The sequence below is a fragment of the Mesorhizobium sp. M7A.F.Ca.MR.245.00.0.0 genome (assembly GCF_003997415.1).
Taxonomy (GTDB): Bacteria; Pseudomonadota; Alphaproteobacteria; order Rhizobiales; family Rhizobiaceae; genus Mesorhizobium.
On the sequence record NZ_RZTE01000001.1, the window covers coordinates 603403 to 614572 of the forward strand.

Annotated in this window: 7 protein-coding genes (1 of these 7 cut by a window edge); 5 read left to right on the top strand and 2 right to left on the bottom strand. The window is 60.1% G+C overall.

What is annotated here, in order from left to right:
* Together EOB80_RS03010 and EOB80_RS03015 are read left to right on the top strand one after the other, a co-directional pair.
* Positions 1-374 carry the 3' portion of a BA14K family protein gene (locus tag EOB80_RS03010; protein WP_127326608.1) on the top strand. It extends 256 nt beyond the left edge of the window, so 374 of the gene's 630 nt are visible here — the last part of the coding sequence; its start codon lies beyond the left edge, outside the window; the stop codon is at positions 372-374.
* 97 nt (positions 375-471) lie between these two features.
* Positions 472-819, top strand: coding sequence for a DUF2934 domain-containing protein (locus EOB80_RS03015; protein ID WP_027035205.1), 348 nt, complete (start codon positions 472-474; stop codon positions 817-819).
* A gap of 411 nt (positions 820-1230) precedes the next feature.
* Here the strand turns inward: EOB80_RS03015 and EOB80_RS03020 are convergent, their stop codons facing one another.
* A complete protein-coding gene (locus EOB80_RS03020) occupies positions 1231-2187 on the bottom strand; it encodes an EamA family transporter (RefSeq protein ID WP_127326609.1) in 957 nt (318 codons plus the stop codon).
* A 146-nt stretch (positions 2188-2333) separates the two neighbouring features.
* On the bottom strand, positions 2334-8777 hold the full coding sequence (locus EOB80_RS03025) for an NACHT domain-containing protein (RefSeq protein WP_127326634.1): 6444 nt from the start codon (positions 8775-8777) through the stop codon (positions 2334-2336).
* A gap of 400 nt (positions 8778-9177) precedes the next feature.
* On the opposite strand from EOB80_RS03025, the gene minC reads away from it, so the two are divergent.
* From minC to minE, 3 genes are all read left to right on the top strand, one after another.
* Positions 9178-9987 carry a septum site-determining protein MinC gene (minC, locus tag EOB80_RS03030; RefSeq protein WP_127326610.1) on the top strand — a complete coding sequence of 270 codons (810 nt, stop codon included), beginning with the start codon at positions 9178-9180 and terminating at the stop codon, positions 9985-9987.
* A gap of 64 nt (positions 9988-10051) precedes the next feature.
* Positions 10052-10867, top strand: a complete 816-nt coding sequence (minD, locus tag EOB80_RS03035) for a septum site-determining protein MinD (protein ID WP_013530671.1) — start codon at positions 10052-10054, stop codon at positions 10865-10867.
* Positions 10864-11136, top strand: a complete 273-nt coding sequence (gene minE, locus EOB80_RS03040; RefSeq protein ID WP_024501686.1) for a cell division topological specificity factor MinE — start codon at positions 10864-10866, stop codon at positions 11134-11136. The genes minD and minE overlap by 4 nt, the downstream gene beginning before the upstream one ends.
* Positions 11137-11170: the final 34 nt, after the last annotated feature.

Below are 11170 nucleotides of genomic sequence, written 5' to 3' on the forward strand. Positions count from 1 at the left end.
CGCCCGACCCGACGGTCACCGGCGCCATCGCGCCCAAGGCAGCCGCCCTGCCGCCTCCGCATCTCGCCTGGTGCGCCAGCCGCTATCGCTCCTACCATCCGGACGACAACAGCTATCGCTCCTACAGCGGGCAGCTGCGCCCCTGCGTCTCGCCCTATCTCCAAGCCGCCGGTCAGGTCGCCCAAGCCGCCCAGCCGGCTGCCGGCGATGGCGGCGAAAACGGCGCCGGCCTGGGCGTCTACGTTGCCGGCGATGGCGGCGCCGCACTTTCGGCTGACCATGTCGATTACTGCTTCAGCCGCTACCGCTCCTACCGCCCGGAAGACAACTCCTACCAGCCCTATTCCGGCGGCCCGAGACGGCAATGCCAGTAGCCCCGCGCGCCGCCCGGCATGGCGATCCGATCGCGCGGATTTTCCGGAGCGTCCGCATTGGCGCGGCGTTCAACCCTGACCCCAAGGAGGACTGACCATGAGCGACGACCGGGACGACAGAATTCGTGAGCGCGCCTACCAGATCTGGGAACGGGAAGGCCGCATGCACGGCGACCCCGAACGGCACTGGCACCAGGCCGAGGCGGAGATCGACCGCGAGTCGGCCCTGCCGCTGACGGCGGATGACGCGCTGCCTGAAACCGGCGAGATCGCCAGCTCCGACGTGCTGGAGGTCGAGGCGCTGGCGGTGCGCACCGGCATATCGGGCGACGAGGCGCAGGAACTGCTCGACCGCCTGGGCAATGACCGCGCGGCAATCGAGCAGGCCGCCCGCAGCCTCAAGGCCAAAAGGCGGCGAAACCCCGATGAGGGACTGGCGAAATGATCGGAGGCTGAAGGACAGAAATACCGTTGCGAGGGCTGGCCGGTCACCCGGCCCGAAAGCCCGCGCCTCTGGCGGAGGACGCGGGCCGATCGGACGGCCGATCTTCGGCAAGCGATGGAGGGCACCACCTGCCGCACAGATCAACAATTAGCTATGGCTAATGTTCCGTCAAGTTGGATGTGAATTTTCTTTCGTTCGAATGTTGGCCTCCACCGCAGTAGCGCCGCTGGCCTTTGGTCGGGAATGCATGTGTCCGGGCAGGCAGCTTGTATCGATGCCGATAGGAATTTTTTCTTGACGGGTGAGGGCAGCTATGCTACATTTTTGCCTATGGTGCTGATTTGCGCCAGTGACCCCGCCGCAAAGGCGGGTTTTTGTTAACCCGCCGCACAGCCGTGACCCGCAAGATTTCTACGCCGCGCGTGGTTGGGCCGGCCTGGGCTTGACCATTGTGGCGAGCACGATACCGGCGACGATGAAGGCCGCACCGACCAGATCGTAATCGTGCAAGCCCTCGCCGAGCAGCAGATAGGCGAGCATGGCCACGAACACCGTCTGCAGGTAGAGCAGCATACTGGCCCGGCTCGCACCCAGCGTTTGCACGCTTTTGTTGTAGAGGTAGTACATCAGGGCGCCGCCGGGGCCTGCCAGATAGGCGAGCGCGAGAACGCTGTGGACGTTCATGGCGGAGCGTTCGTCGTTGAACAATTCCCACGCATGGAAAGGCAAGGCGACCAGCGCACCGGCGCCGAGCAGCAGCACCACCATCGGCAGGAGTTCGATGCCGAATTTGGCACGGCGCAAAAGCACGGTGTAGAGGCCCCAGCAGAACGCGCTGCCGACGATCCATAGCTCGCCGGCGTTGACCTTGAGTTGCAGCAGCGCCGTCAGGTTGCCGTGGGCAACGATGAAAATCATCCCGGCAAGCGCAACCAGCGCGCCAAGCGACTTCCACAGCCCGAGCGGCTCGCCAAGCACGAAACGGGCAAGCACCATCGTCATGACAGGCGACAGCGCCATGATGATGCCGGCCGTGGTGGCGTCGGTGTGGTTGAGGCCATGGTAGATCATACCCTGGCACAGCGTCAGGCCGATCGCCCCCACGGCGACGACCTCCACGGCGCGCGTTCGCAAGAGCCCGATCATCGCCTCGTGATGACGGTGCACGATCGGCAGCAGGATGGCGCAAGCAAGCGTCAGCCGCCAGAAGCAAAGGCCCCAGGGCGGCATTTCCGGCGCCACCCATTTGGCCGCGATATAGACACCGGCCGAAAGCAGCCAGCACAGGATAGCGGCCGGATAGCCGGCCAAGGAGGATATGGGGCGCACGGGTTGCGCGGCTTGATGCGCTATCGGCACTGCCTGCATGTCATGCCCCCTTCGATGATTTCGGCCGGACGGGGCAACATAGCCTGTGTCGTGGGGTCGTGCATCCGTCTTGAAAGGCCGACAAGGAAGCTGCGCTCGGCCGCCATCATGCAGAGTCGAGGGCGGCGCTCCGTAGGGTAAGCGATTTAGTCTTGAAGTGAGGCCTTGTTGGCAGGCCACAGTCGCAGCTGACCGGCATCTGTTCTCAAACCGACAAGAACAGATTTCACCCCGCATGAAGTGTCATAGTCACGCGACGACCGGTACTTCCAAAATGTGATGGTGTAGACCAGCCTCCTGTCGAGTTGCATCAAAGCTCCGTCGAGCCATCCCTGTGATGCCCAGAGAATCTCGCCATCCTCGTGGTTCCGATACCTGGGCTGATCTCGGTCAGGATGCCAGCCGCCCCATACTTGGCTTTTCAGTGCTAGACTTCGATCCTTGGTATGCCACTCGCCAAAACCTGATCCCGCAGAAAGCGCGAGCCTTTCGGTCAGATCGATTCCGAGGCGCGGCCGGGAAGCTGCATTGTGCGCCGCAATTTCGTCGCCCTGATCGATGCCAAGGTTGTGGTTCTCAGGCGCCCAGATCAGTGGCTCGAATATGCTTTTATCACGGCGGCGATGATCATAGTAACCCTCGTCCCAAAGTTCCGGGAGCCAAAAATCATAGCGCGGTAACTTCGAAAATGAGGCGCAGCGCCCAACCGCACCCTTGGGCTGGGTAAGCGCCGCTACGATTTTAATGGAGACGCCATCCGCCGATGACCAGCGCCCATAAAGCGGGACTGTGTCATTTGCAGTAGCCCCCATCAGGCCGATCTTTGTCAGCAGGGTATCCTGATCCTGCAACGTTTCCTGCTGATCGTCGCGTCTGCCCAATAGGCTATGACGTGCCGCTTTCGGAACGCTGTCCTTGCGGTCCGAAAGCCATGATCCGTCTTCAAACGTGATGTCGTGTCGGTCGCGCCATTCAAGCCAGGGGGATGCATAGTCTGACTCATAGCTCCGAACCACCACCGGGGTAGTGGCGGCCATTTTGGTGACGGCACTGAAAAGCGCGTGCTTCTGAGCATGCTCGCGCGCATACTCATAGCGATCATGCCTATCGCGCCGGTATCGGTCGTGACCGCCAAAATAGTTCAGGTCGTGTGCTTCCGGCCAACGTGAAGTAATCTCAGCGGAGAGGGCGTCCACGGCCGCCCCGTGGGAAATCCCGAACATCCGCGCGACATCCTCAATCTCGGTCTTGTTGAATTCATAGTCGAAGGCGAAACCAGATTTCGCATCGGCAGGCGTGGCCCAGCTATCTCTAACGACAATGCCTTGCTTCGGCGCATCAATCTCTGCTCGCAACGTCTGAAGCTCAACGTCGGAAGTACCGTCGTCGTATCCAATGTTTTCCAAGCAGCGTGCGATATGCACTTTGTGCATGACATGTACGTCGTTACGACGCGCAAGAGCGACCAATCTGGGGCGAAGGAAGGCCAGGGCGGGTCCGTGGCGCAAAGCCGCACGAGCAATACCTATAAGGAGCCACTCCTGCGAATTCTGGTAGGGGAGCATCCGCCCTGTTGAGGCCAGGGCCGGTATCTCAGCTGTATCGAAGCGATCGAGCAATAACCCAAGTTCCAACTCAAGCCCTAGATCGACCAGCGTGGTAAAGCCCCGCGCGATGTTCCATCGTACATACGCATCATCATCTCCGAGCAGGTGCCACACGACATCAGCCAAGAACTCCGCCTCACTGGAAGGGATCTGTTGCTCCGCACGATGGACACCTTCTCCGATCTCGTCAGCGATCCGCGATGCAGAACCTGACAATATGAGTTCGAGTGCGGAACGCGCGGCATCACCTGAAGCGACATTGCACAGGGAGGTTGCGAACTGCAGCCACTCGTCACCGTCAAGCTCGATCTCGTCGGAGGCAACTTTCTTGAGAACCTGATCGAGAACGTATCGCTCATCACCGCAGAATTGAGACAACTGATGAATGCGGCGCGAGACGTTCGAATAACCTTCATAGAAGAGCTCTGCACCTTTGCTCTCGAAAAGTCTGGCTACCAAGATTGTGGTGTTGGATCCCAAATGAGCCGAGGAGCTTCTCCAATCGGCAACAGAATCGATCAGGGTATCAACCGATCGATCAAAATCCCATTCTGATGCGTCACAGACCGCAAAGAGGAATTCCAGCCTTTTTCCGTAAGGACAGAAAGACCGCAACCGACGTATGAATTCGATGCGCGAGCCGAAAGTAAGGCGTTTGTCCTCATCGATCTTTTTGAGCGCTTCATCGATGGAAGTGGAAGACGTATGGTCGGTTGCCTCGGCCAGTTGCCTGATGGCGTCGTCCACCTGCTCTTTGGTGGGCTGGTCATCAACTATCAGCTGGGAATCGCGGGGGGAGTTGTTGCGGCTGTTATATTCATCTTGCTTTCTCTCGGCCTCGTCCCGCAACTGGCGAAGGGCGTCCTGCTCGTCGCTCGTTAGCACTCCTGGATAGTTGTCACCTGCCTTAAGGATGCTCTCCCACAGCGTAGGCCACGCACCAGACGTATGTTCGACCCGAAGCTTCTGAAGCACTGCCCGTACGATGCGTCTTTGGCCGTCGGCGTTCGACAGGCCGAGCAGGTCCGAAACGCCGTCGCCAACCTGCCAGTCCCACCAACCGTGATCCTCGCAGATCGTAAGCAAGAACGCCGCACGTGCCGGAGACAATCGGCCAGCCTTAGCAAGAAAACAGGCTAACTGAGGCAAGCCGTAGGAAAGCTGGGCAACATCCTGATTGTGCCATCGTACGAGTTTGGCAATCGCAGGCAAGCCAATGGACATGGACGCAGCACGCCCAAACAGTGTCCAGCCGAACTTGCTCGGCTCGTCATGCGCGATAACTTGGCAAAGATTCATCAATCGCTGCGCAAGTGCCGGCGCAACTGGACCACCGGACTGCCTCGCTGCATAGTGCAGCAGCGAGTATATCTGCTGGTAGTCCTCGCCGCCCATTTGGTCGAGTTGGGCTAGCCCCTGCCGATAGTACTCGCGGGCCTCGTCAATGCTCATTGGGACAAGGGCAGTGGCAAGGTCGGCGTACGACTCCCCTCGGTTGCCAATGTTTTCGTCTTTCCGGATTTGCTCGGACACGTGCTGGGCGAACCGGCCGGCAAGATCATGGAATGCTGGACGGCGTGCGAGTTGCTCGAGTACCCGGAGCTTCTGGTCAACTCCAAAACGATCACTGGAGATCATACCGACCATCGCTTCGGCCTGCTCTGCGCAGATGTTAGCTGCGTAGGTGAAAAGCAATTCGATACAGGCTAGACCGACAGTGCGTGCCAATAGGTCGGTCGATGTCCCTGACCGCCAATGGACGCTATTGCGGATGTATGGCTTCAGGACGCTCACAAACTCCGCGATATGGACAGTCGACAGCGGCTCCTTCGACAGCACGGAGCTCTGGATCGGCCTGATAACGGCAAGGATCATCTCGATGCCAGCGGAAATTTCGTCACGCTCCCCGCCGCCGTATCTGGCTTTTGGTCTTGCAATCTTCTTGCGCCTCCCCTTCTCGCGAGACACATCGCTCCTGACCGGCAAAATCTGGTCTTCGAGAAAGGCGATCAGGTCCTTCTTGGAGGCAATGGCCTTAGCGCGCTTTGCGACTTTCAGTTCGTTGGGGAGGAGGTGATGATACGTCAGCGGTTTGCCGTCCGACCACGCACGGACGCACGCGGCGAGAACCGGTCGCCACACCTTTGAGTGTCCATATCGCTCGGTGTAATCATGGCCGGATGGCCGTTGTGACGGCGCGTTCTTGACAATCGCCTTTGCGGATGCGCGCGAACTGAGGAGAAGTGCCGCGAGGGCAGCTTGGATGAATTCGTTCTGGACGCCGCGCTCCTCTCTAAAGCCTGTATCGCTATCCCCTTTGTCATCCGAAGCAGGCACGCGCTCCAGGGACTTGGCTAAAGCTCTTGCCTGCATTCTCGAGATGAAACGCGGGAGTGACAGAAGCCGCATCTTGAGTGCAAGAGAGGTGCATTGGTCGCTCGCAACAAACGAGATAAAGTCGGCAAGAACCGTTTCGCCCATAGTGAGCTCATACTGTTCCAGCAATCGAAGCAGTTCATCACTTGCGGAAAGCGAGAAGACGAAATTCCATCTTGCTAGATTGCGGTCTACGTTATCGAAGCCACCTTGAAGCGTTGTGTGAAAAAGCACTGCCGCGAAGTCATTAACCGCGGGTCCCTCACGGTCATGCGGCCGTTCCTCCGTCGGCTGCTCAACGCTCCAGTTTATCCATCGGATTGTACTTTCGCGTTGGATGAGGGCCTCCTCCTGATCGCCGGAGAAGCTGTGAGATATTGTAAGGCGTGCGCTCCTTGCGCCGCGCCAACCAGACCTGTCTGCGAAAAGGCGCCGCTGTGCATCGGGATCACCCAGCTTGACTGCAAGCGCGGGTGAGCGCCGGATAAACTCATCACCGCGCATATTGGCAGTTGCGGCCTGCGCCAACCGCATGACAACATTAAGAGTTCGATCGTAGTCTTTGCCAACGACGGCTAGCTTGTAGGCGGCCCGGAGACGCGCCAGCGTCAAACGGCGCCGGCCAAACTCGGACTGAATAGCAGCGGGGAACTCGCTCGACTCAGTCAACGCGAACGCGCGATTGCTGTCACCAATGACGACCAGGAAGTGCGGCAGTGCCTCTGCGGCATAGGTCGATCTGGCCTGGGCGACCATCAGCCGGTCAGCGATGGCGCTCTGCGCTCCGGTCTGGCCGGCGTAGGTATCCCGGACATAGGTTTCTGTGGGCTCATCTCTGAAGATTGCGCCGTGCGGGGTGACCTCCAACATTGGCGCTAGATCGGAGGCCGCAGTGCTTACCTGCGAGCCCGACCAGCCAAGAGCATCCGCCAGGTCGTCGAGCGGAATAGGAGGCGGTAGCAAGGATAGAGCAACGAAAAACTCGCGCACCTCGCTTTCTGGCCAACCCGCGGTGTCAAGGTCTGAGAAAATCTTCTCACATTGTTGCGCAATGATTTCGGGTACCGTGATCGGTGTCGCCGGAGCGTCACCTTTGACGTTCACATCCCAGGTCTGAACGAGGTAGTTGAGCACGCGAGCGTTTCGCCCTGATCGTGCAATGGCAGTCGCAAAATCGACATCGGAGAAGCCTGACTTTCGGTCTTCAAGAAACTGCCGAGTTTCAGTTTCCGTAAACGGACCAAGTTCGAACGGCTCCACTTTTGCGCGGGCGATCACCGAGTCCTTGCGATGCGTGCGCGCGGTAAGCAGTAGTTTCACACCATTGATTGGCTCGTTGTGCACTGATGACAAAAGAAGCTTGGGAAATGCGTCCTCATGGCGAAAATCCGCCTCAAGTTGGGCGTTGTCCGCAGCATCAATGATGACAAAAAGGCCTCGCTTTCCAGATTGCGTTTGTATTGCCTTCGCTGCCTGTGCAAGTCTCTTGCGCGCAGCCTTGAGGACTTTCCGCGAGTCGTCACTGCCCGGCAGAAGAAGGTCGCAGAGCCCTCTGGAAGCCAGTTCATTTACGATCTGAACGATGCCGATGCTCGGCAGATGTCGGGAGTGCTCCTCCGAACGATAAGCCCCACCTCCGAAGCAATCGAAGACGACGATTTCGAAGTCATCGCTAAGTTTTCCTGCGAGGTTTTGGACAAACACCGTTTTTCCGACGCCACCCTCGGCGTGCAGAAAGACTGGTATTTCCGAGCCCTTGACCAGATTGCCGACGACAGCCAGTTCAGCGCGCTCCACGACGGCTCCGACATCAATAAAGCGGGTATCCGCAGGGAACAAATCCTCGGGCAGACAGTCTAGCGCATCGAGGACATCTTCTCGCTTGATGAGGTTCTTATGCTGACCGCTAGGCCCCGCCTTTTTCAAGACCAGTTCCTGAAGGTCGTGCAGACGGTTCTTGGCTTGCGCGTCGGCTCCCGCCGACCAGTCGACGAGGGTTCGGCGCAATGCATTGCTTTGCCCGGAAAGGCTCTTTTCAGCGGCGCGAAACTCGGTCCGCGCGAAAAGGCGCTGCGGACTAGTAACTCCGTGCTTCGCACACAGCGCCCTCAGGTACGCTGCTTGCTGACCTGAACCTACATCAGATGCCTTCGTCCCATCTTTCAGGGCGGTGATGGCATCCCATAGGCCTCTAGCGAAGGGTGCGTTCGTAACGAAGATGAAGCTGGCCTTCCGGTTGATCTCGTCGGCCGTAAATTCCTTCTCATAGCCGACGAGCGTGTCGCAGAATTTCCCGATTGTCTTTTTCAGGAACGAGGACGTCACTTCGTCTTCGCGAACCTTGTACTTGAACTGCACCGTTTCCAGTCGATCGCACGAGCTAAAATTGTCCCCATCGCCATAATACAGGACAAGGTCGGCAACTTCCTCGGCCGCCGCGCCAGGGGTGGCCGTTTCTGTTGACGATAAGCCCTCAACCGCAATCGCGAACAGGCTGTCGTTGGGGAAAACAAGCTGCAGCGCGCGGCGCGCGGCCCAACGCTCATGGAACGTGTGGCCCGCCCTGGAAGCCCTGACTGTGTCGATTTCGTCGCCTACGGTCAGCATCGCGGCCAAAATTCTACCCTCTACGACCTGTGTTTATAGAAGCGCCGAATGATAGGCCGCCCCTTGCCGGCTGCAACAGGCGTGGCATCTTTCCCACAGGCCGTGTGTCGGTCGGCGATTGTGGTCAAATTGGGTGCTAGGTTTGGACCGGTCAGTGTCCGCTGTGGGCTATTCTGAGACTTTACATTGCGGATTGACCGTCGCTATTCGCTCGGGACGCCGTAAAACGGCCAAGCCGTCGTCCGCTCTATCAAGACACCAATTGTGCCGGCTAGCGACCCAACTGGCGTTTAACAGACCTCGCAATTTCGCGCGGCCTGCCAAGCTGCATCCCCTCGCATTAACCATTCGTTAACCATTCCCTCGCTAGCGTTTACCTCTCAGTAAGGATTCGCCAGCCGTGACCTTTGCCGCCCCCCTCGAGGCCAAATCCATTCGCTTTCGTGCTCGCTCTTTCGTCGCTTTCACATTGACGCCCGAAGCGCCTTTGGATGTGTGGCTCGAGGGGCTAGACCACTGGATCGGCAACTCGCCCGGCTATTTTGTCGGCCGCCCGGTGGTGCTTGATCTCAACACCTTGAAGCCCGATGTCGCCGCGATCGAATCGTTGGTCGGCGTGCTTGGCCATCGCGGCATCCGCATCTACGCCATCGAACTCGACGGCCACACCGCACTCGAGCCCAACCTGCCGCCGGTGCTGGTCGGCGCCAAGGAGGCAACGACGGATGGGTTGCTGCCCCGCGAGGCGCGGGCGGAGGGTTTCGACAAGGCCGAGGGCAAGGCGCCTGAACAGCACGCCGATGCGGGCAGCGCGGCCAAGGTCGGCGACGGCAAGGTTGACGCAAGCAAGGCGGGCGATAGCGAGCCGCAGGTTGGAGCTTCGGGCACGCTGATGATCAAGGCGCCGATCCGCTCGGGCCAGGCGATCGTGCATCCGCATGGCGATGTCATCGTGCTCGGTTCGGTCGCATCCGGTTCGGAGATCATCGCGGCGGGCTCGATCCATGTCTACGGCACGCTGCGCGGGCGCGCTTCGGCGGGTGCGCTGGGCAACAGGGGCGCGCGCATCTTCTGCCGCAAGAACGAGGCCGAGCTTCTGGCGGTCGACGGCTGGTACGTCACCGCCGAGGAGATGGAAGGCGTTTCGCGCGGCAAGCCGGTGCAGGCGTTTCTCGATGGCGACGCCTTGCGGGTTTCGACGCTGAGCTGACATTCGTTTCGATATTGGGGCGGCCGGGCCGCTCGACCAAGAAAACAACAACGGAGGCTTTTCAATGGGCAAGGTAGTGGTGGTCACCTCGGGCAAGGGGGGCGTCGGCAAGACGACCTCGACGGCGGCCCTCGGGGCGGCCGTGGCCAAGACCGGCAAGAAGGTGGCCTTGGTCGACTTTGACGTCGGCCTGCGCAACCTCGACCTGATCATGGGCGCCGAGCGGCGCGTGGTGTTCGACCTCGTCAACGTCATCCAGGGCCAGGCGAAACTCTCGCAGGCGCTGATCCGCGACAAGCGGGTGGAGACGCTGTTCCTGCTGCCGGCCTCGCAGACGCGCGACAAGGATGCGCTGACCGAGGAGGGTGTCGGCGAAGTCATCGACAAGCTGCGCTCGGTGTTCGACTACGTGTTCTGCGACAGCCCGGCCGGCATCGAGCGCGGCGCGCAGCTCGCCATGCGCTTTGCCGACGAGGCGGTCATCGTCACCAATCCGGAAGTGTCGTCGGTGCGCGATTCCGATCGCATCATCGGCCTGCTCGACGCACGCACCTTGCGCGCCGAGCAGGGCGAGCAGATCGCCAAGCATGTGCTGGTGACCCGCTACGACGCGGCGCGTGCGTCGCGCGGCGAAATGCTGTCCATCGACGACGTGCTGGAAATCCTGTCGGTGCCGCTGCTCGGCATCATTCCGGAAAGCCAGGATGTGCTGCGCGCCTCCAACCTCGGTTCGCCGGTGACGCTGTCGGAGCCGCTCAATTCCGCTGCCAAGGCCTATATCGACGCCGCCCGGCGGCTGGAGGGCGAGGAATTGCCCGTCATCGTGCCCTTCGAACGCAAGGGCTTCCTCGATCGTCTTTTGGGAAGGAGGGCGGCATGAACCTGCTCGACATCTTCAAGCGGCGCTCCAGCGCCCCGGTGGCGCGCGAGCGGCTGCAAGTGCTGCTCGCCTATGAGCGCCGCAACCGCAGCCAGCCCGACCTCGTCTCCATCCTGCGCGAGGAGATCATGGCCGTCATCGCCAAGCATGTGCAGATCGACCAGGATTATCTGCAGGTCTCGATGGACCGCGGCGAGACCATGTCGACGCTGGAAATCGACATCCAGATCCCCAACAAGAGCGCCGTGCCGCTGGCCATGGCGGGGTGATTTCTTACCCTCCCCCTTGTGGGGAGGGTCGATC

Bases quoted from the DNA above. Each gene is read 5' to 3' on its own strand.
- EOB80_RS03020 (WP_127326609.1), bottom strand. From the start codon at position 2,187: ATGCAGGCAGTGCCGATAGCGCATCAAGCCGCGCAACCCGTGCGCCCC.
- EOB80_RS03015 (WP_027035205.1), top strand. From the start codon at position 472: ATGAGCGACGACCGGGACGACAGAATTCGTGAGCGCGCCTACCAGATC.
- minE (WP_024501686.1), top strand. From the start codon at position 10,864: ATGAACCTGCTCGACATCTTCAAGCGGCGCTCCAGCGCCCCGGTGGCG.
- EOB80_RS03025 (WP_127326634.1), bottom strand. From the start codon at position 8,777: ATGCTGACCGTAGGCGACGAAATCGACACAGTCAGGGCTTCCAGGGCG.
- minD (WP_013530671.1), top strand. From the start codon at position 10,052: ATGGGCAAGGTAGTGGTGGTCACCTCGGGCAAGGGGGGCGTCGGCAAG.